At 62.9% G+C, this 23,968-nt stretch carries 18 protein-coding genes; 11 read left to right on the forward strand and 7 right to left on the reverse strand.

Annotation, left to right across the window (positions count from 1 at the left end):
• Positions 1-20: 20 nt before the first annotated feature.
• The 3 genes from AC0IYH_RS25015 to AC0IYH_RS25025 all read left to right on the forward strand — a co-directional run bounded on the left by AC0IYH_RS25015 (position 21) and on the right by AC0IYH_RS25025 (position 3,230).
• Positions 21-551: a hypothetical protein gene (locus AC0IYH_RS25015; RefSeq protein ID WP_122773452.1), complete on the forward strand. Its 531-nt coding sequence runs from the start codon at positions 21-23 to the stop codon at positions 549-551.
• Positions 552-618: 67 nt separating this feature from the next.
• The gene (locus tag AC0IYH_RS25020) at positions 619-810 is read left to right on the forward strand and encodes a PLDc N-terminal domain-containing protein (RefSeq protein WP_003172956.1); all 192 of its coding nucleotides are present in this window, start codon (positions 619-621) and stop codon (positions 808-810) included.
• A gap of 332 nt (positions 811-1,142) precedes the next feature.
• Complete coding sequence (locus tag AC0IYH_RS25025) at positions 1,143-3,230, forward strand: LTA synthase family protein (protein ID WP_471836729.1); 2,088 nt, start codon at positions 1,143-1,145, stop codon at positions 3,228-3,230.
• A gap of 51 nt (positions 3,231-3,281) precedes the next feature.
• Here AC0IYH_RS25025 and AC0IYH_RS25030 read toward each other — a convergent pair whose 3' ends face one another.
• Positions 3,282-3,434: a DUF3309 family protein gene (locus AC0IYH_RS25030; protein WP_015885095.1), complete on the reverse strand. Its 153-nt coding sequence runs from the start codon at positions 3,432-3,434 to the stop codon at positions 3,282-3,284.
• A gap of 330 nt (positions 3,435-3,764) precedes the next feature.
• Between AC0IYH_RS25030 and AC0IYH_RS25035 the strand changes: the two genes are divergently transcribed.
• Positions 3,765-4,580, forward strand: a complete 816-nt coding sequence (locus AC0IYH_RS25035; RefSeq protein WP_122773450.1) for an SDR family oxidoreductase — start codon at positions 3,765-3,767, stop codon at positions 4,578-4,580.
• A 121-nt stretch (positions 4,581-4,701) separates the two neighbouring features.
• Positions 4,702-4,905 (forward strand): carbon storage regulator CsrA, encoded by a 204-nt coding sequence (gene csrA, locus AC0IYH_RS25040; RefSeq protein ID WP_122773449.1) that lies wholly within the window; start codon positions 4,702-4,704, stop codon positions 4,903-4,905.
• Positions 4,906-4,914: 9 nt separating this feature from the next.
• Here the strand turns inward: csrA and AC0IYH_RS25045 are convergent, their stop codons facing one another.
• The 4 genes from AC0IYH_RS25045 to AC0IYH_RS25060 form a co-directional block, all read right to left on the reverse strand.
• On the reverse strand, positions 4,915-5,142 hold the full coding sequence (locus tag AC0IYH_RS25045; RefSeq protein ID WP_003192759.1) for a YheU family protein: 228 nt from the start codon (positions 5,140-5,142) through the stop codon (positions 4,915-4,917).
• 59 nt (positions 5,143-5,201) lie between these two features.
• Positions 5,202-6,386, reverse strand: coding sequence for an osmoprotectant NAGGN system M42 family peptidase (locus AC0IYH_RS25050; protein WP_471836732.1), 1,185 nt, complete (start codon positions 6,384-6,386; stop codon positions 5,202-5,204).
• Positions 6,387-6,537: 151 nt separating this feature from the next.
• On the reverse strand, positions 6,538-8,283 hold the full coding sequence (ngg, locus tag AC0IYH_RS25055) for an N-acetylglutaminylglutamine synthetase (RefSeq protein ID WP_471836734.1): 1,746 nt from the start codon (positions 8,281-8,283) through the stop codon (positions 6,538-6,540).
• Positions 8,284-8,286: 3 nt separating this feature from the next.
• On the reverse strand, positions 8,287-10,059 hold the full coding sequence (locus AC0IYH_RS25060; RefSeq protein WP_471836736.1) for an N-acetylglutaminylglutamine amidotransferase: 1,773 nt from the start codon (positions 10,057-10,059) through the stop codon (positions 8,287-8,289).
• A gap of 221 nt (positions 10,060-10,280) precedes the next feature.
• On the opposite strand from AC0IYH_RS25060, the gene AC0IYH_RS25065 reads away from it, so the two are divergent.
• Entirely contained in the window at positions 10,281-15,077 is a 4,797-nt protein-coding gene (locus AC0IYH_RS25065; protein ID WP_471836738.1) for an NEL-type E3 ubiquitin ligase domain-containing protein, read from the forward strand.
• Here the strand turns inward: AC0IYH_RS25065 and mnmC are convergent.
• The gene (mnmC, locus tag AC0IYH_RS25070) at positions 15,074-17,053 is read right to left on the reverse strand and encodes a bifunctional tRNA (5-methylaminomethyl-2-thiouridine)(34)-methyltransferase MnmC2/FAD-dependent 5-carboxymethylaminomethyl-2-thiouridine(34) oxidoreductase MnmC1 (RefSeq protein ID WP_471836740.1); all 1,980 of its coding nucleotides are present in this window, start codon (positions 17,051-17,053) and stop codon (positions 15,074-15,076) included. The genes AC0IYH_RS25065 and mnmC overlap by 4 nt on opposite strands.
• Before the next feature lie 141 nt (positions 17,054-17,194).
• On the opposite strand from mnmC, the gene pap reads away from it, so the two are divergent.
• The 3 genes from pap (at position 17,195) to AC0IYH_RS25085 (ending at position 21,069) form a co-directional block, all read left to right on the forward strand.
• The gene (gene pap / locus AC0IYH_RS25075) at positions 17,195-18,709 is read left to right on the forward strand and encodes a polyphosphate:AMP phosphotransferase (RefSeq protein ID WP_122773444.1); all 1,515 of its coding nucleotides are present in this window, start codon (positions 17,195-17,197) and stop codon (positions 18,707-18,709) included.
• A 109-nt stretch (positions 18,710-18,818) separates the two neighbouring features.
• Complete coding sequence (locus tag AC0IYH_RS25080; RefSeq protein WP_471836742.1) at positions 18,819-20,003, forward strand: thiolase family protein; 1,185 nt, start codon at positions 18,819-18,821, stop codon at positions 20,001-20,003.
• Between the two features lie 109 nt (positions 20,004-20,112).
• Positions 20,113-21,069: a DMT family transporter gene (locus AC0IYH_RS25085; protein WP_116626288.1), complete on the forward strand. Its 957-nt coding sequence runs from the start codon at positions 20,113-20,115 to the stop codon at positions 21,067-21,069.
• Positions 21,070-21,469: 400 nt separating this feature from the next.
• Here the strand turns inward: AC0IYH_RS25085 and AC0IYH_RS25090 are convergent, their stop codons facing one another.
• Complete coding sequence (locus AC0IYH_RS25090; RefSeq protein ID WP_116626290.1) at positions 21,470-22,858, reverse strand: class II fumarate hydratase; 1,389 nt, start codon at positions 22,856-22,858, stop codon at positions 21,470-21,472.
• Positions 22,859-23,038: 180 nt separating this feature from the next.
• Here AC0IYH_RS25090 and AC0IYH_RS25095 point away from each other — a divergent pair, with 180 nt between their 5' ends.
• Both AC0IYH_RS25095 and AC0IYH_RS25100 read left to right on the forward strand, forming a co-directional pair.
• Positions 23,039-23,557 carry a DUF2059 domain-containing protein gene (locus AC0IYH_RS25095; RefSeq protein ID WP_058424992.1) on the forward strand — a complete coding sequence of 173 codons (519 nt, stop codon included), beginning with the start codon at positions 23,039-23,041 and terminating at the stop codon, positions 23,555-23,557.
• Positions 23,558-23,563: 6 nt separating this feature from the next.
• The gene (locus AC0IYH_RS25100) at positions 23,564-23,857 is read left to right on the forward strand and encodes a BolA family protein (RefSeq protein WP_116626291.1); all 294 of its coding nucleotides are present in this window, start codon (positions 23,564-23,566) and stop codon (positions 23,855-23,857) included.
• The last annotated feature ends 111 nt before the right edge of the window (positions 23,858-23,968 follow it).

Genomic DNA, 23,968 nt, shown 5'->3' on the forward strand with positions numbered 1-23,968 from the left:
GCCCGCTACAGGATCACCCCATGAAAACTGCCCTCGTCGAACTTATCAGCAAAATCAGCGCCGGGGTCATGGGCGCAGACGAGGTGGCGCGCATCGCCGAAGAAGCCGCCCAGGCCTACGCCGACCCGGCAGCGTTTCTGGCGGCCAACCCGGATATCAACTACGACGACAGCTTCCCGATCCCGCTGGGCGAGTGGGTGGTAGTCGGCAGCCTGCCGGAGACGGTGCTGTTCCAGGCCGACACCTATGGCGATCTGTTCGCGCAGATCGTCGCCTCGTTCGGCCCGGGCGTGGCGTTCAACCTCAAGCCCAAGCAACTGGCCAAGACCGAAGACCTCACCGCGCTCAATCGCATCCAGATCCAGATGAGCGCCCTGAGCCCGGAAGACGGCGGCTACGTGCTGCTCAACTTCAGCCAGTTGCTGGATGACGAGATCCAGGCCGTGCTGGTCTACGGCAACGACCTGCCGCGCGTGCTGGAACTGTGCGCCGAAGTCGGCATCAAGGCTGAACCCTCGCTGGAAGCGCTGAAGGTGGCGGTCCACGTCTGAAATAAAACGGAACCCCGGCCAGGGCTGACTATCCTACAAGGGCATGCCCTCACTTAGGAGCGACACCATGGGTTCCACCTTTAACGGCTTGATCGGCCTGATCATCCTCGCGCTGGATATCTGGGCAATCATCAATGTGTTCAAAAGTGGCGCCAGCACGGGCGCCAAGGTGTTGTGGATCCTGCTGATCCTGTTGCTGCCGGTGCTGGGCCTGATCATCTGGGCGATCGCCGGGCCGCGCGGTAACGTGCGGATCTGATCCAGCCTGGAGTAGACACAGTAAATGTGGGAGGGGGCTTGCCCCCGATAGCGGTGTATCAGCCACTCATCTGGCACTGACACACCGCTATCGGGGGCAAGCCCCCTCCCACATTTGGTTTTCAGGTGTCTGGGGGATTTGTGTATCGAAATATTCGCTGCACATAATTTTCACATCCCATCCAAGACAATTCGCCGGCTATACCTGCCTGCCATTAAAGGCGGTGCAGCGGTGCTCGTTCAGTAATTAATAGCCTTGCTGTGACTGATCGGGCACCATTCGCGCCACCGCGATTTTTCGTCACTTAAACTTCCAATGGGTCCTGAAACGACATGGCAAACCCGGACGCCCTGAGTCAGCAGCGAGCTTCTAATCGCCTGCTGCAACCGACCGTCAAATCCCATCTGGCGTACACGCTGCTCTGCGCACTGGTCATGATGGTGATGTTCTCCCTGCTGCGCCTGGCGCTGCTGGTGTACAACCGCGAGATGATCCTCGACACGCCGGCCTCGACCTTCCTGGAAGCGTTCGCCAATGGCCTGCGCCTGGATATCCGCCTGGTGGTGTACCTGCTGATCCCGCTGCTGCTGGCACTGTTCAGCGTACGGGCCATGGCCGCGCGTGGCTTCTTCCGGTTCTGGCTGACCATTGCGTCCAGCATCGCCCTGTTCCTGGGCCTGATGGAAATGGACTTCTACCGCGAGTTCCACCAGCGCCTCAACGGCCTGGTGTTCCAGTACGTGAAGGAAGACCCGAAAACCGTGATGAGCATGCTCTGGTACGGTTTCCCGGTGGTTCGCTACCTGCTGGCCTGGGCCGTGGGTACGCTGATCCTGAGCATCGCGTTCAAAGGCGCCGACCGCGCCACCCGCCCGCGTGGCCCGTTCAGCGGCGGCAGCATCGGCACGCGCCAGGTTGCGCCGTGGTACAGCCGCATCGCGGTATTCGTGGTCTGCCTGCTGATCGCCGTGGTTGCCGCGCGTGGCACCCTGCGCCAGGGCCCGCCGCTGCGTTGGGGTGACGTGTACACCACCGACTCCAACTTCGCCAACCAGCTGGGCCTCAATGGCACCTTGTCGTTGATCGGCGCGGCCAAGGCGCGCTTCGGTGAAGACCGTTCGAACGTCTGGAAAGCCACTCTCGACCAACCGCTGGCCACCCAGACCGTGCGCGACATGCTGGTGTTGCCGCAAGAGAAGCTGGTGGACACCGATATCGCCGCCGTGCGCCGTGACTACACGCCACCGGCCGAGAAGACGCTGCCGATCAAGAACGTCGTGGTCATCCTGATGGAAAGCTTCGCCGGTCACTCGGTCGGTGCATTGGGCCGCCCGGGCAACATCACGCCTTCCTTCGACAAACTGTCCAAGGAAGGCTTGCTGTTCGATCGCTTCTTCTCCAACGGCACCCACACCCACCAGGGTATGTTTGCCACCATGGCCTGCTTCCCGAACCTGCCGGGCTTCGAATACCTGATGCAGACTCCGGAAGGCAGCCACAAGCTGTCGGGCCTGCCGCAGCTGCTCAGCGCGCGTGATTTCAACGACGTGTATGTCTACAACGGCGACTTCGCCTGGGACAACCAGTCGGGCTTCTTCAGCAACCAGGGCATGACCAACTTCATCGGCCGTAACGATTTCGTCGACCCGGTGTTCTCCGACCCGACGTGGGGCGTGTCCGACCAGGACATGTTCAACCGTGGCCTGGAAGAGTTGAAAGCCCGCGAAGGCGGCAAGCCGTTCTACGCCCTGCTGCAAACCCTGTCCAACCACACGCCGTATGCGTTGCCGACGCCATTGCCGGTCGAGAAAGTCACCGACCGTGGCAGCCTCAACGAGCATTTGACGGCCATGCGCTACTCCGACTGGGCCTTGGGCCAGTTCTTTGAAAAGGCCCGCAAGGAACCGTACTTCAAGGAAACCCTGTTCGTGATCGTGGGCGACCACGGCTTCGGCAACGAACAGCAGATCACCGAGATGGACCTGGGCCGCTTCAACGTGCCGATGCTGATGATTGCGCCGGGCATGCAGGAGAAGTTCGGCGAGCGGGACCACACCGTGGGTACGCAGATCGACATCGTGCCGACCATCATGGGCCGCCTCGGTGGCGATACCCTCCACCAGTGCTGGGGCCGCGACCTGCTGAACCTGCCGGAAGGCGACAAAGGCTTTGGCGTAATCAAGCCGTCGGGCAGCGACCAGACCGTTGCGCTGGTTACCGCAGACCGCATCCTGGTATTGCCCAAGGAAATGCCACCGAAGTTGTGGGAATACGAACTGGGCGCCAACCCGACCGGTAAAGTGATTCCAGAATCGCCGGACGAAGCCGCGTTGAAGCAGAAACTCGAGTCGTTCCTGCAGACGGCTACCAAGAGCCTGTTGGATAACACCGCCGGCGTTGTAAACGGCAAGCCGGACTAATTAACCGGCAATAAAAAAGAGGCCTATAAGGCCTCTTTTTTTATGCGTCGGTTATATCCGACCGAGCAACAACAGGACCAGCAGTACCACCAGTACAACACCGAGGATACCCGACGGGCCGTAACCCCAGTTGCGCGAGTGCGGGAACACTGGAAGACCGCCGACCAGCAGCAGGATCAGGATGATAATCAGAATGAGGCTCATGGTTTTATTTCCTTATAGGCCTTGTGCAAGGACTGATGGTTTAACGTTAGCGGCCGCTCATTAATTGCGCACGCCTTAACAACTCCGACTGTACGGCCGGGTAAAAAATTCCGTGTTTTTTTAAAGCATTTCGCAAACAGGCTTATTTCTTTTAATGCGTTCGCAAACCCTTCAACTTAGTTGAAAAAGATTGAACTTAGGCTATAGGCGCGCATCCGACCCGGCCTGCGGTTTGCCTGGGGCATTCATCACTCTGATGGTGCGTGGGTGCAGGAAAAACCTTCGCTACACTGCCGGTCACTTCTTCTGTGAACCACAAGGCTACCTCTTATGCAAAATCGCATGATGATCACTGGCGCCGGGTCCGGCCTGGGTCGTGAAATCGCTCTGCGCTGGGCCCGTGAGGGTTGGCAGTTGGCCTTGTCGGACGTCAGCGAGCCGGGCTTGCAGGAAACCCTGAGGTTGGTGCGCGAAGCTGGCGGCGATGGTTTCACCCAGCGCTGTGACGTACGCGACTACAGCCAGCTCACCGCGTTTGCCCAGGCCTGCGAGGTCAAGCTGGGCGGCATCGATGTGATCGTCAACAACGCCGGCGTGGCCTCGGGCGGGTTCTTCGCCGAGCTGTCCCTGGAGGATTGGGACTGGCAGATCGCGATCAACCTCATGGGTGTGGTCAAGGGCTGCAAGGCGTTCCTGCCGCTGTTGGAACAGAGCAAGGGGCGCATCATCAACATCGCCTCCATGGCGGCGCTGATGCAGGGCCCGGCCATGAGCAACTACAACGTGGCCAAGGCTGGCGTGGTGGCGTTGTCGGAGAGTTTGCTGGTGGAGCTCAAGCAGCAGGAAGTCGGGGTGCACGTGGTCTGCCCGTCGTTCTTCCAGACCAACCTGCTGGATTCATTCCGTGGGCCGACCCCGGCGATGAAGGCGCAAGTCGGCAAGTTGCTCGAAAGCTCGCCGATTTCGGCGGCGGACATCGCCGATTACATCTATCAGCGCGTGGCGGAAGGGGAATTCATGATCCTGCCCCATGAGCAAGGGCGCATGGCCTGGGCCTTGAAGCAGAAAAATCCGCAGTTGCTGTACGACGAGATGACCAGCATGGCGGACAAGATGCGCGCCAAGGCGCAGGCCGTTAAAAACTGATCTGTCTGTAAGGCAATTTACCTATGGAAGTAGGCATTGCCTGATTTCACCGCACGGCATTGATGGGTGTCAGCCCAGCGCGCAGGGTGGAGGTCCTGTCATTGCGTAAAGGACAACTGCCATGCTGGTCTTAAGCCGCGCTATAGGCGAAATCATCTCCATAGGCGATGACATCGCCGTGCATATCCTCGAACTGAACGGCACCCAGGTGAAGTTCGGCGTAGTCGCGCCGGCCGGGGTGCACGTGCACCGTGCCGAGGTCTACCAGAAAATCCTCCAGCGCCAGGGCCCTGCCACCCATCCGGTGGCAGTTCCCAACCCCTGAGCGACACGGTCAGTCGAACAGATGCTTGGGCACGTCGTGCTTGAGCATCAACTGGCACTGCTCGCTTTCGGGGTCGAACACGATCAGCGCCTGGCCCTTGGTCAGCGCCTGGCGAACGCGCAGCACGCGGGTTTCCAGGGGCGTGTCGTCGCCGTTGTCGGTGCCGTCGCGGGTCACGAAGTCTTCGATGAGGCGGGTCAGGGTGTCGACTTCAAGTGCGTCGTAGGGAATCAGCATACAAGCCTCAAGTAGAGAATCCCGGCGATGCTACTGCGCCGGGCGCTCAGTTGCCAGTATCAGGATTTGTTGCCCACCAGGCTGTCCACCGACGGCACGCGGGTGTCGCTCTCCATCTGCGTTTCGTGCTCGATCTGATGGCTGAAGCGGTCCAGTGACCCCTGGGCCGGTTGTGCATCGCTGGCGAACACCGGCGGGCTGAGGATATAGGCGCCGAGCAGGCGACTCAGGGCAGCGAGGCTGTCGATGTGGGTGCGCTCGTAGCCGTGGGTCGCATCGCAACCAAACGCCAGCAGCGCAGTGCGGATGTCATGGCCGGCGGTCACCGCCGAGTGGGCGTCGCTGAAGTAGTAGCGGAACAGGTCGCGGCGCACCGGCAGTTCGTTATCCGCCGCCAGGCGCAGCAGGTGCCGCGACAGGTGATAGTCATACGGCCCGCCGGAATCCTGCATCGCCACGCTCACCGCATGCTCGCTGGAATGTTGGCCGGGGGCGACTGGGGCGATGTCGATGCCGACAAATTCACTCACATCCCAGGGCAGGGCGGCTGCCGCACCGCTGCCGGTTTCTTCGGTGATGGTGAACAGCGGGTGGCAGTCGATCAGCAAGGGTTCGCCGCTGTCGACAATGGCCTTGAGCGCGGCGAGCAGCGCGGCGACACCGGCCTTGTCATCCAGGTGGCGCGCGCTGATGTGCCCGCTTTCGGTGAACTCGGGCAGCGGGTCGAAGGCCACGTAGTCGCCGATGCCGATGCCGAGGGAATCACAGTCGGCGCGGGTCGCGCAGTAGGCGTCCAGGCGCAATTCCACGTGGTCCCAGCTCACCGGCATTTCATCCACGGCGGTGTTGAACGCGTGCCCGGAGGCCATCAACGGCAACACGCTGCCACGGATCACGCCGTTGTCGGTGAACAGGCTGACGCGGCTGCCTTCGGCAAACCGGCTCGACCAGCAGCCCACCGGGGCGAGGGTCAGGCGGCCGTTGTCCTTGATTGCACGCACGGCGGCGCCGATGGTATCGAGGTGCGCGGACACGGCGCGGTCGGGGCTGTTTTTCTGGCCCTTGAGGGTGGCGCGGATGGTGCCGCGCCGGGTCATTTCAAACGGGATGCCGAGTTCTTCGAGGCGCTCGGCGACGTAGCGCACGATGGTGTCGGTGAAGCCTGTAGGGCTGGGAATGGCGAGCATTTCCAGCAGGACTTTCTGCAGGTAGTTCAGATCCGGTTCGGGGATGGTTCGGCTCATAAGGACTCCTGTTGGATTGTGACTTTGTGGTGCTTTTGAGGGCCTCATCGGGGGCAAGCCCCCTCCCACAGGTTGATCGCAGTTAAATGTGGGAGGGGCGGTGCGACGATTCGACTTGCCCCCGATAGCGGCGCCTCAGGCAACACACTTCTCAAGCAGTCGGCTGACTATGGGGAAACAACAAATCCACGAATTTCTCCGCAGTCGGTTGCGGTTCATGGTTGGCCAGGCCGGCGCGTTCGTTGGCTTCGATAAACACGTACTCGGGTTGGTCGGCGGCGGGCACCATCAGGTCCAGGCCGACCATGGGGATGTCCAGGGCGCGGGCTGCACGCACGGCGGCGTCGACCAGCGTGGGGTGCAGGATCGCGGTGACGTCTTCCAGGCAACCGCCGGTGTGCAGGTTGGCGGTGCGGCGTACGGCCAGGGTTTGGCCACGCGGCAGGATGCTGCTGTAGTCGTAGCCGGCGGCGGCCAGGGTGCGCTCGGTTTCGCCGTCGACCGGGATTTTGCTTTCGCCATCCGTAGCGGCCTGGCGCCGCCGGCTCTGGGCTTCGATCAGGGCGCCGATGGAATGCTGGCCGTCGCCGGTGACTTCGGCGGGGCGGCGAATCGCAGCGGCGACCACCTCGAAACCGATCACCAGAATGCGCAGGTCCAGGCCTTCATGGAAACTTTCCAGCAGCACGCGGCTGTCGAACTGGCGCGCCGCTTCAATCGCCTGTTGCACCTCTTCGATGCTCTGCAAGTCCACCGCCACGCCCTGGCCCTGTTCACCGTCCAGCGGCTTGACGACGATGCGCTGGTGCTCGTCGAGAAACTCCAGGTTGTCATCGGCGCTGCCGGCCAATTGCTGCGACGGCAGTTTCAAGCCGGCGGCTTTCAACACCTTGTGGGTCAGGCTTTTGTCCTGGCACAGGGTCATGCTGATGGCGCTGGTCAGGTCGCTCAGCGACTCGCGGCAACGCACACGTCGCCCGCCATGGCTGAGGGTGAACAGCCCGGCGTCGGCGTCGTCCACCTGCACATCAATGCCACGGCGGTGCGCTTCTTCGACGATGATTCGCGCATACGGGTTGAACCCCGCCTGCGGCCCCGGGCCGAGGAACAGCGGCTGGTTGATGCCGTTCTTGCGCTTGATCGCAAAGGTGGTCAGCGCCCGGAAGCCGAGCTTGGCGTAGAGGCTCTTGGCCTGGCGGTTGTCGTGCAGCACCGACAGGTCGAGGTAGCTCAGGCCACGGCTCATGAAGTGCTCCACCAGGTGGCGCACCAGCACTTCGCCCACGCCTGGGCGCGTGCATTGCGGGTCGACCGCCAGGCACCACAGGCTGCAGCCGTTTTCCGGGTCGTGGAAGGCTTTCTGATGGTTGAGGCCCATCACGCTGCCGATCACCGCGCCGCTGTCTTCATCCTCGGCCAGCCAGTACACCGGGCCGCCTTGATGGCGCGGCGTGAGGCGTTCGGCGTCGACCGGCAACATGCCACGGCCCTGATACAACTGGTTGACCGCCAGCCAGTCGGCCTCGGTCTGCACCCGGCGAATCCGAAAACCGCGAAACACGCGGGTGGCCGGGCGGTAGTCGGTGAACCACAGGCGCAGGGTGTCGGACGGGTCCAGAAACAGCTGCTGCGGGTCGATCCCGAGGATCTGCTGGGGCGCGGCCACGTACAGCGCGATATCGCGTTCGCCGGCCTGCTCGTTGAGCAGCTCCAGGGCCAGGCTCGACGGGTCGGGGAAGGTATGCCCGATCAACAAGCGCCCCCAGCCGCAATGCACGGCAATCGGTTCGGCATTTTGCGGGCTGCCATCTTCGGCCAGTCGGGCTTGCAGGCGCTCGTAGGAGGGCGCCTGGCCCTTGAGCAAGCGTTGGTTGTAAGCCGCTGCGTGGGGTTTCATCAATCAGATTCCTTGTTCGCTGAGCCACAGGTTCAGCGCCGCCAGTTGCCACAGCTTGGAGCCGCGCAGCGGGGTCAATTGGCCTTGCGGGTCGGTGAGCAAGCGGTCGAGCATGGCGGGGTTGAACAGGCCGCGGTCCTGGCTCGGGTCCAGCAGCAGCTCGCGCACCCAGTTCAAGGTGTCGCCTTGCAAATGCTTGAGGCCGGGCACCGGGAAGTAGCCCTTTTTGCGGTCGATGACTTCGCTGGGGATGACCCGGCGCGCAGCCTCTTTAAGCACTTGCTTGCCGCCGTCGGGCAGCTTGAACTTGCCCGGCACGCGGGCCGAGAGTTCCACCAGGCGGTAGTCCAGAAACGGCGTGCGCGCTTCCAGGCCCCAGGCCATGGTCATGTTGTCGACGCGTTTGACCGGGTCGTCCACCAGCATCACCGTGCTGTCCAGGCGCAGGGCCTTGTCCACCGCCGCCTCGGCGCCGGGCATGGCGAAATGTTCGCGCACAAAGTCACCGGCGGCGTCGTTGGCGGTCAGCCATTGCGGCGCGACGGTGGCGGCGTAGTCGTCGTAGCTGCGGTCGAAAAACGCCTCGCGGTAGGCCGCATACGGGTCGCTGGCGCCGTCCACCTGCGGGTACCAGTGGTAACCGGCGAACAGTTCGTCGGCGCCCTGGCCGCTCTGCACCACCTTGCAATGCTTGGCCACTTCCCGCGACAGCAGGTAGAAGGCGATGCAGTCGTGGCTGACCATCGGCTCGCTCATGGCGCGGAACGCCGCCGGCAGTTGCTCGATGATCTCGCTTTCGGCGATGCGCAATTGATGGTGTTGCGTGCCGTAGTGCTTGGCGATCAGGTCCGAGTACTGGAACTCGTTGCCGGCTTCGCCCCCGGCGTCTTCAAAGCCGATGGAGAAGGTCGACAGGTCTTGCACGCCCACTTCGCGCAACAGGCCGACGAGCATGCTCGAATCGACGCCGCCGGACAGCAGCACGCCGACATCCACGGCGGCACGTTGGCGAATTGCCACGGCTTCGCGGGTGCTGTCGAGCACGCGGTCGGTCCAGTCTTCCAGCGTCAGGTGTTTTTCATCGTCATGCGGGCCGTAGGGCAGGGTCCACCAGGTTTTCTGCTCGGTGCTGCCGTCGGCGTCGATGCGCATCCAGGTGGCCGGCGGCAGTTTTTCAATGCCGGCCAGCAAGGTGCGCGGCGCGGGTACCACAGCATGGAAATTCAGGTAATGGTTGAGCGCCACCGGGTCGAGGATCGGGTTGATATCGCCGCCCTTGAGCAGCGCCGGCAATGCCGACGCAAAGCGCAGGCGCTGCCCGGTGCGCGACAGGTACAGAGGCTTGACGCCGAGGCGGTCACGGGCGATGAACAGGCGCTTGGCGTCACGTTCCCAGATGGCGAACGCGAACATGCCGTTGAGCTTGGGCAGCAGTGCCTCACCCCAGGCGTGATAACCCTTGAGCAGCACTTCGGTGTCACCGCCCGAATAGAAGGCGTAGCCCAGGGCTTCCAGCTCTTCACGCAATTCCGGGAAGTTGTAGATCGCGCCGTTGAACGCCAGGGACAGCCCCAGTTGGGCGTCGACCATCGGCTGGGCGGAGCCGTCCGACAGGTCCATGATTTTCAGGCGACGATGGCCCAGGGCAATTGGCCCTTGGGCGTGAAAGCCCCACGCATCAGGGCCGCGAGGGGCGAGGTGATGGGTGATTCGTTCCACGGCTGCAAGGTCTGCAGGTTGGAGATCAAAGCGTAACTCGCCAGCTAATCCGCACATAAAGTCCTTACCGGTTTTTCCGTTGGGGAGGGGGCAAAAACAGCCGCGCCAAAACGGCGGCTACCCGGAAACTGACACGGGTGAATCGGCGGAGTTTTAGATCAATCGGTTATAAGCAGGCGTCTTGGGGCCCCGCACGTCGGTGCCACATAGTTATGTGAGGCTGGCGGCGGTGGCTGGTTATGGTGCGCGCTTCATTTTGCGCAACAAGGATATTGCCGATGCCCGATCCCCATTCCGCCCCCGTTCAACTGACTCCGCAGCAACTATCGGCCACCTTGCTGGAACTGACGGGCGACCTGGATAAAGCCGATGTGCTGCAACAACAGGTCCCTGCCTGGCTGCTCAACGCCAAACCCGAACTGGTCGAGCAACTGGAGAAGCTTCATGAGCTGGCCGGGCTTCAAGAACCCAAGGTCAAGGCCGTTTTGCAGCGCATAAAAAACCTCGATGAGTTCTGCGCCCAAGCCCTGACCCAGGGGCTGCAAAACCGCTTTGGCGTAAGCCTGGACGTGAGGCGCGATTACCTGCACCTGCCCTGGCCGTGGTTCGACCCCGCCCCCTCGCCGATCTCCCCGCATGCGCCGAAGATCGTCGTCGAAACCCGGGTGTTACTGCAGGCGGCGATGCAGAATTTTTCCGAACAAGAGGCGCAAGGGGAGCGGTTCCCCAAAGACAGCGCCGTGCATCGGGGCGGCACTGGGGCGCAGGTGCCGGAACTGAGTGTGCCGGCGTTTGCCGGGTTCTGCCGCGAGCTGGATCTGGGACGCCGCTACCAGGCGCACTTGCAGGCAGGGTTGAACCAGGCTTTGCCGCTGGCTGATGAGTGGCTGCACAACCCCGATGCCAGCCAGATCAAGCAACTGAAAGTCTATGACATGGCGGCGGATGTGTACCTGGCGTACATGCGCGGCGACATCGGCGAGGCGGCGTTCAAGCTGTTATTGGGGCTTACCCGGGCAGGGCCCAACCTCAGCCAATCGACGCTGGGCAGCCTGACGCTGGATGACCGCCCGCTGCTCTGCCATGGCCTGGACGTGCATGAGTGCTGCCTGTGGGGCGTGGTGGTGTTTGCCCTGGCGGCGATCGACACGCAGCCGCAAACCCGCTGCATCGTCTATATGCCGGGGGAGCCGTATCGGCCGATCTTCGAATACCCGACCTTTGCGGCGTTTCAGCAATACCTGACCTTGAAGCTGCAAGTAAAAAGTTATGCGCAGTTTTTCGCGCGCTATCTGGATGAAGCCTCGCGGGTGGATTTTTTCAACCGGTTTTCTCCAGGCAAATCCCTGGGGCTGATCAAACCCCTGACGATCAACGCCGGGTTGTTTCAGTTTTTCTTCAATAGCACCGTCGGCAAGCTGCAAAAGGACAGCCGGGTGCTGGCGGTGCCCACGGCGGATGTCGACCAGGCGCTGCGCGACCAGCGCTGGCGGGACTATGAGTCGCTGGGCCTGGACCTGCTCAACCTCGCCGGTTTTTTTGTACCGGTGATCGGCCAGTTGATGCTGGGCGTGGCGGTCGGGCAGATGCTTGGCGAAATTTACGAAGGGGTACAGGATTGGCACTATCAGGACCGCAGCCGGGCGTTCGCGCATCTGCGTACGGTGCTGGAGGGGGTGGCTTCCATGGCAGCGTTTGCACTCGGCGGCAAAATTGTCGGCGCGCTGCGGCGTGTAGCTCGGGACAATCCGGCGGCGTTCGATGACGTCGAGGCGATTGAGAACATGGATGGCCAACCCCGGTTGTGGCGCCCCAGCCTCAAGCCTTACGAACAGCCGGTCGCGCTTGAAAAACCGGATGCCCAGGGGTTCTCCTGGCATGACGGCCAACCGTGGATCAGCATCGACGAGCGTGCCTACGCCGTACGTTTCGACCCGCTCAAAGGGCAGTGGCGTATCCGTCATCCGCGACGCTTGCAGGCTTATTCACCGCCGGTGGTGCATAACGGTGGCGGCGGCTGGCGTTCGGTTCATGAGCGGCCGGGATCCTGGAACACCAACCTGTATGGTTTGCGCCGCCTCGACCCGAGCCTTGCAGTGCTGAGCGATGCACGCCTGGAACAGATCTGTCAGGCCAGTGATGTGCAACTGCCCCAGGTGCAGGCGTGGGGCCGGGAAAACCTCGGGCTGCCGGGCAGTGTGCAGGACAGCATCCAGCGGTTCGGCCTGGACCAGAAGATTCAGGACTTGATCTGGCGCCTGGAAAAGCGCCAGCCCTTCACCCGGGAAAACCTCGCCCTGCAACTGGAGGCCTTGCCGCTGATGCCGGGCTGGCCCCGTGGGCGCTACCTTGAGGTGCTGGACGCCGAAGGCCACGTCGCGGCAACGTTCCCGGCGGATGCGCGCATCGACAATGAATTGAGCGTGCCCATCACCCATGATCGGCTGGAAGAAGGTGAAGTGCTGCTGGGCGTGACCGACGGCGTGTACCAGAATGAGCTCGACGCGCTGATGGGCGACGCGCCTGCCACCTCCGGCGAAACCCCGCAAGAGGCGTTGGCACGGCGCCTGGCGCAGACCTTGAAAACCGACTGCACACCCCTGCATCAACGGCTCTACGCGGCCTATGACCAGGTCGCGGGGCCCGAGCAGGCGCGGCTGATCGAGCAGGTGCCGGGCCTGCCCGCGAAGATCGCCGAAGAAGTGATCGCCAACGCCAGCAGTGTCGACCGCATTCACCTGCGCGACGAGCGCCGTGTGCCGTTGGCGCTGGCCCAGTCGGCGCGCGAGGCGCTGGCGCAGATCCAGCACGAGCGCCTTACGGCCAGCTTTCATTTGCCGCAGTTGGCAGACGCCCAGGCCCATGGATTTTCCTTGCGCCTGTTACGGCAATTGCCGGGTTGGCCGTCGGGGTTTCAGTTGCAACTGCGCGACGGGGCGATCAATGGCCCGGTGCTGGAACGGGTTGGCGATGCGATCACCACGCACACCCGCATCGTGGTCAGGAACGCCGAGCAATACACGGCCTTTGAGCGCGACGGGCGGGCCCTGGGCGAACTCTTCAGCGGCCCGCAAGGGTTCTATCGCGCGACGTTGCAGGCGTTGCCCGTCAGCATGCGCACCGCGTTGGACATTGGCGGCAGCAGCGTATCGGATGCCCAGCGCCTGCGTTATCAGCTGCTCGACCGTGCGCTGACGGTGCGCAGCGAGGTGCCTGCCGAACCGCTCGCGTCGACCGGGGCCTGCCAGGTTATCGACCCTGTGCCGCCGGCGCCGCTGACACGTGCGCAGCGAACCCTGGTGCGTAAGGTCATCGGCCTGTACCCCTACTTCACCGAGCCACAGGCCCGCGAACTGCTCGAGAGCCTGGGCGATGACGATGTGTCGCGGGCCACTGCCGTGCGCCAACGCGAACAGCAACTGGCCAAGCTGCAAGCACTGCTCAAGGCCTGGGTGCAACAGGATGCGGACATGCGCAAGCTCTCCGGCCGCCTCGAGGACTATCGCCATAGCCGTCAACAAGTGGCCGACCGTTTGCGCAGTGCCTGGCGCCACCAGACCCGGTTGAAGGATGCACAGCGTACCTCGGTGTATGGCCTGAGCCTGGACGACATGCGCGTCGGCAAACTGCCGACGTTGCCGGAAGATATCGACTTTGGCCATGTGCAGCGGCTGTCCCTGAAAAACATGCAGCTGGACACCGATGTCGCGTATTTCCTCAAGGCGTTCAAAGGGCTGCGCGCACTGGAACTGGACAACAACCAGCTCACCTGGTTGCCCGAAGTGCTGTCCCACATGCCGGCGCTTGAGCGCCTGAGCCTGGCACACAACCGGCTCAACCTTACCGACGCCACCACCAGAAAGTTGCAAGCCATGCGTGGTCTGCGCGCCCTGGATTTGAGCAGTAACCCGTTGGGTGAAACGCCGTCGGTCGAGCAGATGGACCAGTTGCAGCACCTCAACCTGCGCGACACCCGCGCCCGGGAATTGCCCGAGGGGTTGCTCACGCGCTTGCACCTGGAAGACGCCAACCTGCGGGAAAACCTCATTGTCGAATTACCCTCGCAGCTGTTCACCGCCCCCGTCGCGGTGACCGAAAAAATCAACCTGCGGCTCAACCCGATCTCGCTGCAGGGCCGCCAGGACCTCGACGAATATCGCCGCCGCACAGGCGTGGGCATGGGCGTGCAGGACGACGACATCGCCCTGCTGAGTGAACTGCGCTCGAGCCAGGCCTGGCTTGAAGGAGAGACCGCCGATGTGTATCTCGAGCGCCGGGCCAAATGGGAGTTGCTCAAGGATGACTGGCGCTCCGGGGATTTTTTCGGCGTGCTGCGGCAGATGGTCGATACCCCGCAATACAAGCAGGTGCGCCAAGACCTGATCCGGCGGGTGTGGCAGGTGATGGACGCGGCCATCAAGGACAACGAACTGCGCGAGTTGTTATTCAACCTGGCGCGGGGCGAGCCCAATTGCGTGGACGCGGCGGCCTACAGCTTCAGTGAAATGGAAGTCACGGTGATGCTCGACAAGGCCATGAAAGAAGCCGGCGTGACCCGGCCCAGTGTCGCGATTCTGCTCAAACTGGGGCGTGGGCTGTTTCGCCTGGAGCAAGTAGACAGTATTTCCGACGTCTTCAGCCGCCGTAAAAACATTGCCGACCAACTCGCCGTGCGCCTGGTGTACCGCAGCGGGTTGGCCAAGACCCTGGACCTGCCGGGGCAGCCGGAAAGCATCACCTACCGTGACGTCGGTGGTGTGAGCCAGGAGGACCTGGCCGAGGCGATCGTGCAAGTCACCTCGCGGGAATTGAGCTCCGATCTGGGGCGATTCCTGGCACGCCAGGGGTTTTGGCTGGAGTACCTCAAGCGTCAGTTCGCTGCCGAATTCACCCGCGTCAGCCACGCCTTCGACGCCCGATACAACGCGCTGGACGTTGCCGCCGGCACCTACCTGGCCCAGGCGCTCGAGCTGCAGACCGACCATCAGCAAGCCCGCGAGCAACTGGTGGAACGCCTGACCCGCACAGCGCTGGAGGATGCGGATAAACCGCTGACGCTGCAGTGCCCGATCTAGCCCTTGCCGCGAATCAACGTGCGCACTGCAAATCGCAATGGATGGCAGGCTTCGACCACGCTCCTGGGTAATGGCAACGGCTCATTCTCCAGCCATGCAGCCAGCAGTTCTGCACACAAGGGGGCAGTAATCAGCCCTCGCGAGCCGTGGCCGCTGTTAACGTATAAACCGTCCAGCCAGGGGCAGGCCACGTCCGGCGCCTGGCGGGCATCCTTGCGCAGCGCCGCATAGGCCTCATCGAAAGCGCCGCGCTCGGCCAGCGGCCCGACGATGGGCAGGTAGTCGGGGCTGGTGCAGCGGAAGGCGGCGCGGCCTTCGAGCTGTTCGGGGGCCATATGGTCGGCGCCCAGGCGCTGGGCCAGGTCGGGGGAAATCTCGCGCAGCATATCGAGGTTGCCGGCGTGCTCGGCGGCGGTGGGCGTGAGGTCGTCGCTCTTGAAGTCGAAGCTGGCGCCGAGGGTGTGCTCCCCCAGGCGGGCCGGGGCCACATAGCCCTCGGCGCACACCACGGTAGCCAGCGCCTGGCTTTGCGCGGTTTGCGCAAGCTTGGTGATTTGCCCGCGAATGCGCTTGAGCGGCAGGTCGGCGCTGAAGGGGAAGCGTTTTACCTCGGCGGCGCCGGCCAGCACCACCACGCTCGCGCTGACCAGCAGGCCGTCGCGACAGTGGGCCTGCCACTGGCCGTCGACCCGCTGCAACTCCAGGGCTTCATGGTGTTGCAGCACCGTGATTCGCGGGTGCGTGGCCTGCCATTCGCACAATGCCGGCGGGTGTACCCAGCCGCCTTCGGGGTAAAACAGCCCGCCGTGCTCCAGCGCAATGCCGGCCTGGCGCTGCGCCGGTTCACGCTCAAGCAGGTGCAGCAGGCCCGGCGCGAACGCCTCGGCCAACTGCGCCTGGCGCTCGGCCTCCTTGGCGTTGAACGCCAGTTGCAGCACGCCGCAGCCATCCCAGTCGACGCCTCGGTGCAAGTGTTCAAGCAGGCGTCGGGTGTGCCCGAAGCCGCTCAGTATCAGCTGGGACAGCGCCGTGCCGTGGGCTGACAGCTTGAGGTACAGCACCCCTTGCGGGTTGCCGGAAGCTTCCTGGGCCAATGCGCCGTGACGTTCCAGCAGGCTGACCTGCCAGCCGCGCGCTGCCAGGCTGGCGGCCGTGGCACAACCGGCCAGGCCGCCGCCGATCACCATGGCATGGCGCGGACCGGCCAGTGGGGCAGGGCGCGCGAACCAGGGTTTGCTGACGGCCGGCTCAGGTGTTTCAGCCGGCCAGCCAAGGAACTCGCCACGCAGGATTTCCCATTTATGCCCGATGCCCGGCGTGCGCTTCATCTTGAAGCCGGCCGCGTTGATCAGCCGGCGCACCCAGCCGGTGCTGGTGAAGGTGCTGATGGTCGAGCCCGGCGCCGCCAGCCGCGCCAGTTCGGCGAACAGCTCGGCGGTCCACATGTCGGGGTTTTTTGCCGGGGCGAAACCGTCGAGAAACCACGCATCGATTTGCGCATCCAGTTGCGGCAGTTGTTCCAGGGCATCGCCGATCAACAGGGTCAGGGTCACACGGCCGTTATCCAGCACCAGGCGCTGGAAGCCCTGGTGGATAGCAATGTACTGGGCCAGCAACTGTTCGGCCAACGGCTTCAGTTCCGGCCACAGGGCCAGGGCGCGCTGCAGGTCGGCGTGGCTCAGCGGGTATTTCTCCACGCTGACAAAGTGCAGGCGCGCACCTTTGACCGCGTGCTGCTCGAACAACTGCCAGGCACACAGGAAATTCAGCCCGGTGCCAAAGCCGGTCTCGCCGATCACCAGCCGTCCGCCGTCCGCCAGCGCGGCAAAACGTTCCTGCAAACGGTTCTGCTCAAGGAACACGTAGCGGGTTTCTTCCAGGCCCGACTGGTCGGAGAAGTACACGTCATCGAAGACCCGCGAGTGCGGGCGGCCTTGGTCGTCCCAGTCGAGCTGGGCGTGGGAGATGGGGTTCATGGGCGGCTCGGTAAACACAAGGCGGCCATTCTAGCCGATCAACCGCGATTGAATTGACCCATGGCAAGCGCGGGTGGAATTTCCTCCCGCGTGTTGTTGCCCAATCCGCTAGTCTTGATCCATCTTGAAACGGAGCTGCCCATGTTCGAATCCGCCGAAATCGGTCACGCCATCGACAAAGACACCTATGACGCCGAAGTGCCGGCCCTGCGCGAAGCCCTGCTGGAGGTGCAGTACGAGCTGCAACAGCAGAAACGCTTCCCGGTGATCATCCTGATCAATGGCATCGAGGGCGCGGGCAAGGGCGAAACCGTCAAGCTGCTGAATGAATGGATGGACCCGCGCCTGATCGAGGTGCGCACCTTCGACCAGCAGACCGACGAAGAACTGGCCCGGCCACCGGCCTGGCGCTACTGGCGCCAGCTGCCAGCCAAGGGCCGCATGGGCATATTTTTCGGCAACTGGTACAGCCAGATGCTGCAAAGCCGGGTGCACGGGCAGATCAAGGACGCGCGCCTGGACCAGGCCATCGCCGGTGCCGAACGCCTGGAGAAGATGCTCTGCGACGAAGGCGCGCTGATCTTCAAGTTCTGGTTTCACCTCTCCAAGAAGCAAATGAAGGCACGTCTCAAGGCCCTGGCCGATGACCCGCTGCACAGCTGGCGCATCAGCCCACTGGATTGGCAACAGTCCGAGACCTACGACAAGTTTGTGCATTTCGGTGAGCGCATCCTGCGCCGTACCAGCCGCGACTACGCGCCGTGGCATGTGATCGAAGGGGTGGACGCGCATTACCGCAGCCTGACCGTGGGCAAGATCCTGCTTGAAAGCCTGCAAAACGCGCTGAAGTTGCCCAAGGGCAAGCCCAGCGGCATGAACCCGGCGCCGCTGATCGCCTCGGTGGACAAGAAGAGCCTGCTCGACAGCCTGGACCTGACCCTGCGCCTGGACAAGGACGATTATGAAGAACAGCTGATCACCGAGCAGGCGCGCTTCTCCGGGCTGATGCGCGACAAGCGCATGCGCAAGCACGCGCTGGTCACGGTATTCGAAGGCAACGACGCGGCGGGCAAGGGCGGGGCGATCCGCCGCGTGGCCGCCGCGCTGGACCCGCGCCAGTACCATATCGTGCCGATTGCCGCGCCGAGCGAAGACGAACGCGCCCAGCCCTACCTGTGGCGGTTCTGGCAGAAAATCCCCGCGCGCGGCATGTTCACGGTGTTCGACCGCTCGTGGTACGGCCGCGTGCTGGTGGAGCGCATCGAAGGCTTCTGCACCCCGGCCGACTGGATGCGCGCCTATGGCGAGATCAACGACTTTGAAGAGCAACTGCGTGACGCGGGCGTGATCGTGGTCAAGTTCTGGCTGGCCATCGACAAACAGACCCAGCTGGAACGCTTTCAGGCTCGCGAGAACATCCCCTTCAAGCGCTTCAAGATCACCGAAGACGACTGGCGCAACCGCGACAAATGGGACGACTACCGCGCCGCCGTCGGCGACATGGTCGACCGCACCAGCACCGAGGTGTCGCCCTGGACGTTGGTGGAAGCCAACGACAAGCGTTGGGCACGGGTCAAGGTGTTGCGCACCATCAACCGCGCGTTGGAGGAGGCGTTCGACAAGTCCGACAAGCACGACAAGAAGAAAAAGAAATAGCTCCTGCTCGCCATGCTTTTGCATACGCCGGATGAATGATCGTCGCGGTCGGGCGGGCCTGGATCTATCCTCGATCCATCTCCCAACAACGACAAGATCGAGGTAGCCCATGCGTGAAGTAGTGATCGTCGACAGTGTGCGAACCGGCCTGGCCAAGTCCTTTCGCGGCAAGTTCAACCAGACCCGCCCGGATGACATGGCAGCCCATTGCGTCAACGCGCTGTTGACCCGCAACGGTATCGACCCGGCCAGTGTCGAGGATTGCATCGTCGGCGCCGGCTCCAACGAAGGCGCCCAGGGCTACAACATCGGGCGCAATGTGGCGGTGCTCTCGCAATTGGGCACCGGCACGGCCGGCATGACCCTCAACCGCTTCTGCTCGTCGGGCCTGCAGGCGATTGCGATCGCCGCCAACCAGATTGCGTCGGGGTGCAGCGACATTATCGTTGCCGGCGGCGTCGAGTCCATCAGCCTGACCATGAAAAGCGTCAACACCGACAACCTGATCAACCCGCTGCTGAAAGAGCACGTGCCGGGCATCTACTTCCCCATGGGCCAGACCGCCGAAATCGTCGCGCGCCGCTACAACGTCAGCCGTGAAGAACAAGACCTCTACGCCCTGCAAAGCCAGCAGCGCACCGCCCAGGCGCAGGCCGATGGCCTGTTCGACGATGAAATCGTGCCGATGGCGGTCAAGTACAAGGTCGAGGATAAGAACACCGGCGCGGTGCAGATCCTCGAAGGCGTGGTCGACCGCGACGACTGCAACCGCCCCGACACCACCCTGGCCAGCCTGCAGGGCTTGAAGCCGGTGTTTGCCGAAGACGGCTCGGTAACGGCGGGCAACTCCTCGCAACTGTCCGACGGCGCCTCGATGACCCTGGTGATGAGCCTGGAAAAAGCCCTGGAACTGGGGCTCAAGCCCAAGGCGTTTTTCCGTGGTTTTACCGTGGCCGGTTGCGAGCCGGACGAAATGGGCATCGGCCCGGTGTTCTCGGTGCCCAAGTTGCTCAAGGCCAAGGGTTTGCAGGTGGCGGATATCGACCTGTGGGAACTCAACGAGGCGTTCGCGTCCCAGTGTCTGTATGCGCGCAATCGCCTGGAAATCGACAATGCCAAGTACAACGTCAACGGCGGTTCGATCTCCATCGGCCACCCGTTTGGCATGACTGGCTCGCGGCAGGTCGGGCATTTGGTGCGTGAGTTGCAGCGGCGCAATCTGCGTTACGGCATCGTCACCATGTGTGTCGGCGGCGGCATGGGTGCCACCGGCCTCTTCGAAGCCGTGCGCTGATTAATGTGGGAGGGGGCAAGCCCCCTCCCACATTTGAATCCCAGCGTAGCCCAATCCCGTGACTTGCCCCTAGAATGCCGCTCCACTTCCTCTGGCATTTGGGGCACTCATGCACATCTCTTCCGGCCGCTGGGTCTATGGCTTTGGCTTGACCCTGCTGACCGCGTTTCTCTGGGGCATTCTGCCGATCAAGCTCAAACAGGTGTTGCAGGTGATGGACCCGATCACCGTCACCTGGTTTCGTCTGACCGTGGCCGGCGGTTGCCTGTTCATCTATTTGGCGCTCACCAAACGTCTACCCAGCCGTAAAGTGCTCGGCCCCAGGGGCGGTTGGCTGGTGGCGATGGCTGTGTGCGGGTTGGTGGGCAACTATGTGTTGTACCTGGTCGGTTTGAAAATGCTCAGCCCTGGCACTGCCCAACTGGTGGTGCAGATGGGGCCAATCTTCTTGATGGTCGCCAGCGTGTTTGTGTTCAAGGAGCGCTTCAGTCGCGGCCAGGTGCTGGGGTTGTTGGTGTTGATCGTTGGGTTTGGCCTGTTTTTCAACCAGCGTCTGGATGAGTTGCTCACGTCCATGGGCGCCTACACCGCCGGGGTGCTGACCATCCTGCTCGCGACCTCGATCTGGGTGTTTTACGCCCTGGGTCAGAAGCAATTGCTGACGGTGTGGAATTCGTTGCAGGTGATGATGGTGATTTATCTGACCTGCGCGTTGCTGCTCACGCCTTGGGCGCATCCTCTGGAAGCGCTGCAGTTGAGCCCGTTGCAGGGCTGGTTGTTGCTGGCGTGTTGTATGAATACGTTGGTGGCGTATGGTGCGTTTGCGGAGGCGTTGGCGCATTGGGAGGCGTCGCGGGTGAGTGCGACGTTGGCGTTGACGCCGTTGGTGACGTTTGTGGCGGTGGCGTTGGCGGCGTGGTTGTGGCCGGAGTTTGTGCAGGCTGAGGAGATTAATGTGTTGGGGTATGTGGGGGCGTTGGTGGTGGTGTTGGGGTCGGCGACCGTGGCGTTGGCGCCGTCGTTGCTCGCCGGTCTCAAGGCCCGGCGCTTGCGCATGGCCTCCTAGGTTTACCTGATGTGCTTCGGTCTAAATGTGGGAGGGGGCTTGCTCCCGATAGCGGTCTTACGGTGTACATATCCGTTGCTGCGGTAACGGCTGCCTATGGTTCCGCTCTTACAGCGGGTCACTTTTGGAAGGACCCAAAAGTAACCAAAAGGTCCTCGCCCCAACACTCGGCACCTCGCCTAGGCTCGGTGTGCCCGCACGCAGGCTTGAATCCGTGGGCCGCCGCGATGGGCCATCCTTGGCCCAGCGCGGCTAACCCGGCGTCCTGCCGGGTTACCCACGGATTCAAGCCTGCGTGCGGCCAGCGTGTTTAACGGGGCGCCTGAGATCAAAATCAAAAACAGATCACAAGCAGATCACAAGCAGATCAAAAGCAGATCACAAGCAGATCAACAGCCTCTTAATGCCCGGCTTCCAACATGTTTTCCGGGCGTACCCATTGGTCGAATTCTTCGTCCGTCAGGTAGCCCAGGTCCAGTGCGGCTTCGCGTAGCGTCAGCCCTTCGGCGTAGGCCTTTTTGGCGATTTGTGCGGATTTGTCGTAGCCGATATGGGGGTTGAGTGCAGTTACCAGCATCAGGCCGCGTTCCAAGTGTTCGGCCATTTGTTCGGCGTCGGGTTCGAGGCCGGCTATGCAGTGTTCCTGGAAGTTGTTGCAGCCGTCGGCGAGCAGGCGGATGGATTCGAGCAGGTTGTGGATGATCACCGGCTTGTAGACGTTCAGCTGCAAGTGGCCTTGGCTGGCGGCGATGCCGATGGTCACGTCGTTGCCCAGCACCTGGCAGGCCAGCATGGACAGGGCTTCGCACTGGGTCGGGTTGACCTTGCCGGGCATGATCGAGCTGCCAGGCTCGTTGGCCGGCAGTTTCACTTCGGCCAGCCCGGCGCGTGGGCCGGAGCCCAGCAGGCGCAGGTCGTTAGCGAGTTTCATCAGGGCCACGGCCAGGGTCTTCAGGGCGCCGTGCAGGGTCACCAGCGGCTCGTGGCCGGAGAGGGCGGCGAATTTGTTCGGTGCGGTGACGAAGGGCAGGCCCGACAGCGCCGCCAGCTCGGAGGCTATCGCCTCGCCGAAACCATGCGGCGAGTTGAGCCCGGTGCCCACGGCGGTACCGCCCTGGGCCAGTTCGCACACGGCGGGCAGGGCGCTGCGCAGTGCGCGTTCGGCGTAATCGAGTTGGGCGATAAACGCCGACAGCTCCTGGCCGAAGGTGATCGGCGTGGCGTCCATCATGTGCGTGCGGCCGGTCTTCACCAGTTTCATATGGCGCGCGGCCAATTCGGCCAGGCCGCCGGACAGGTTGGCGATCGCCGGCAGCAACTGCTGGTTTACCGCTTGCACGGCGGCGATGCTCATGGCCGTGGGGAAGCAGTCGTTCGAACTTTGGGAGCGGTTCACATGGTCGTTGGGATGCACCGGGCTCTTGCCGCCACGGGGTTTGCCTGACAGTTCGTTGGCGCGGCCGGCGATCACTTCGTTGGCGTTCATGTTGCTTTGGGTGCCGCTGCCGGTCTGCCAGACCACCAGGGGGAACTGGTTGTCATGTTGGCCGGCCAGCACTTCGTCGGCGGCCTGTTCGATCAGGCGGGCGATGTCGGCGGGCAGGTCGCCGTTGCGGTCGTTGACCCGCGCGGCGGCCTTCTTGATCAGGGCCAGGGCGTGCAACACCGCCAGGGGCATGCGCTGTTCGCCGATGGCGAAATTCACCAGTGAACGTTGGGTCTGGGCGCCCCAGTAAGCGTCATCCGGGACTTCTACATCACCCAGGCTGTCGGTTTCGATACGGCTCATCGGGCACACTCCTTCAGGTTCGTTTGCGCAGTTTAGGCCTTGCTGGACCTTGGGGGTTCCCTAAAAGACTTTTCATCGGGCAATTGCTGCCTGACAAGGCCCGGGGTTGAGCCATAAGGTTTTTTAGGCGCAGAATGGTCGCCCTTGGGGTTTTACCTCGCCTGCTAGAAAGGAAACTCGATGACTCGTCTTCGTGCCATCTGTACCGCGGTTGCTCTGGTTTGCGCCAGCGGCCAGGTTCTTGCCGATACCGCCAGCCACAACGCCAGTGCCGAAGCCTTCCTTACCCTGGCCCATGCCGACAAGCTGGGTACCCCGGTGTACATGCAAGTGCAGCAAATGTTCGCCCAGCGTTTCGAACAGACCAAGGCGCCGGCCGCCAAGCAGTCGGTACTCGACAGCTACCAGGCCAAGGCCAACGCCGCTCTCGACCAGGCCATCGGCTGGCCGAAGCTGAAACCGGACATGGTCAAGCTCTACACCACCAACTTCAGCGAATCCGAGCTCAAGGACCTGGTTGCGTTCTACCAGTCGCCACTGGGCAAGAAAGTCCTGGAAAAAATGCCGCAACTGACCCAGCAATCGGCCCAGATGACCCAGGCCAAGCTGGAAAGCGCCGTGCCGGTGGTGAACAAGCTGTTGGAAGACATGACCAACGAGCTGACGCCAAAAGCCGCCGCACCGGCCAAGAAGAAGTAAGCAGGAATGACCATGCAACAGCGTATCGAAACGGCGCTCGGCGCCCTGGCCCCGGACCACTTGAGCGTGCTGGACGAAAGCCATATGCACAGCCGTGGGTTGCAGACCCACTTCAAGGCCGTGCTGGTCAGCCAGCAGTTCGAGGGGCTTAACCGCGTCAAGCGCCACCAGAAGGTCTACGCCACCCTGGGTGACCTGATGAGCGAGTTTCATGCGCTGGCGCTGCACACCTACACTCCCGAGGAGTGGCAGCAGGTCGGCGCGGCACCCGCTTCGCCAACCTGTGCGGGCGGGCATTAAGCTCGGCTTGAGGCCTGCGGGCGCGACACGTTCGCGCTCGCAGGTGCGCCCCTTGCGCTACTGCAATTAGACACATAAAACACCGCCGCAATACCCCCCATTCCACTGAGC

The sequence above is a fragment of the Pseudomonas sp. AC463 genome (assembly GCF_979253585.1).

Excerpts from the sequence above, each read along its gene's own strand:
- AC0IYH_RS25095 (WP_058424992.1), top strand. The coding sequence starts at position 23,039 with ATGACTCGTCTTCGTGCCATCTGTACCGCGGTTGCTCTGGTTTGCGCC.
- AC0IYH_RS25030 (WP_015885095.1), bottom strand. The coding sequence starts at position 3,434 with ATGAGCCTCATTCTGATTATCATCCTGATCCTGCTGCTGGTCGGCGGT.
- AC0IYH_RS25100 (WP_116626291.1), top strand. The coding sequence starts at position 23,564 with ATGACCATGCAACAGCGTATCGAAACGGCGCTCGGCGCCCTGGCCCCG.
- AC0IYH_RS25020 (WP_003172956.1), top strand. The coding sequence starts at position 619 with ATGGGTTCCACCTTTAACGGCTTGATCGGCCTGATCATCCTCGCGCTG.
- ngg (WP_471836734.1), bottom strand. The coding sequence starts at position 8,283 with ATGAAACCCCACGCAGCGGCTTACAACCAACGCTTGCTCAAGGGCCAG.
- mnmC (WP_471836740.1), bottom strand. The coding sequence starts at position 17,053 with ATGAACCCCATCTCCCACGCCCAGCTCGACTGGGACGACCAAGGCCGC.
- AC0IYH_RS25035 (WP_122773450.1), top strand. The coding sequence starts at position 3,765 with ATGCAAAATCGCATGATGATCACTGGCGCCGGGTCCGGCCTGGGTCGT.
- AC0IYH_RS25045 (WP_003192759.1), bottom strand. The coding sequence starts at position 5,142 with ATGCTGATTCCCTACGACGCACTTGAAGTCGACACCCTGACCCGCCTC.
- AC0IYH_RS25025 (WP_471836729.1), top strand. The coding sequence starts at position 1,143 with ATGGCAAACCCGGACGCCCTGAGTCAGCAGCGAGCTTCTAATCGCCTG.
- AC0IYH_RS25060 (WP_471836736.1), bottom strand. The coding sequence starts at position 10,059 with ATGTGCGGATTAGCTGGCGAGTTACGCTTTGATCTCCAACCTGCAGAC.
- csrA (WP_122773449.1), top strand. The coding sequence starts at position 4,702 with ATGCTGGTCTTAAGCCGCGCTATAGGCGAAATCATCTCCATAGGCGAT.
- AC0IYH_RS25080 (WP_471836742.1), top strand. The coding sequence starts at position 18,819 with ATGCGTGAAGTAGTGATCGTCGACAGTGTGCGAACCGGCCTGGCCAAG.
- AC0IYH_RS25065 (WP_471836738.1), top strand. The coding sequence starts at position 10,281 with ATGCCCGATCCCCATTCCGCCCCCGTTCAACTGACTCCGCAGCAACTA.
- AC0IYH_RS25090 (WP_116626290.1), bottom strand. The coding sequence starts at position 22,858 with ATGAGCCGTATCGAAACCGACAGCCTGGGTGATGTAGAAGTCCCGGAT.
- AC0IYH_RS25050 (WP_471836732.1), bottom strand. The coding sequence starts at position 6,386 with ATGAGCCGAACCATCCCCGAACCGGATCTGAACTACCTGCAGAAAGTC.
- pap (WP_122773444.1), top strand. The coding sequence starts at position 17,195 with ATGTTCGAATCCGCCGAAATCGGTCACGCCATCGACAAAGACACCTAT.
- AC0IYH_RS25015 (WP_122773452.1), top strand. The coding sequence starts at position 21 with ATGAAAACTGCCCTCGTCGAACTTATCAGCAAAATCAGCGCCGGGGTC.
- AC0IYH_RS25085 (WP_116626288.1), top strand. The coding sequence starts at position 20,113 with ATGCACATCTCTTCCGGCCGCTGGGTCTATGGCTTTGGCTTGACCCTG.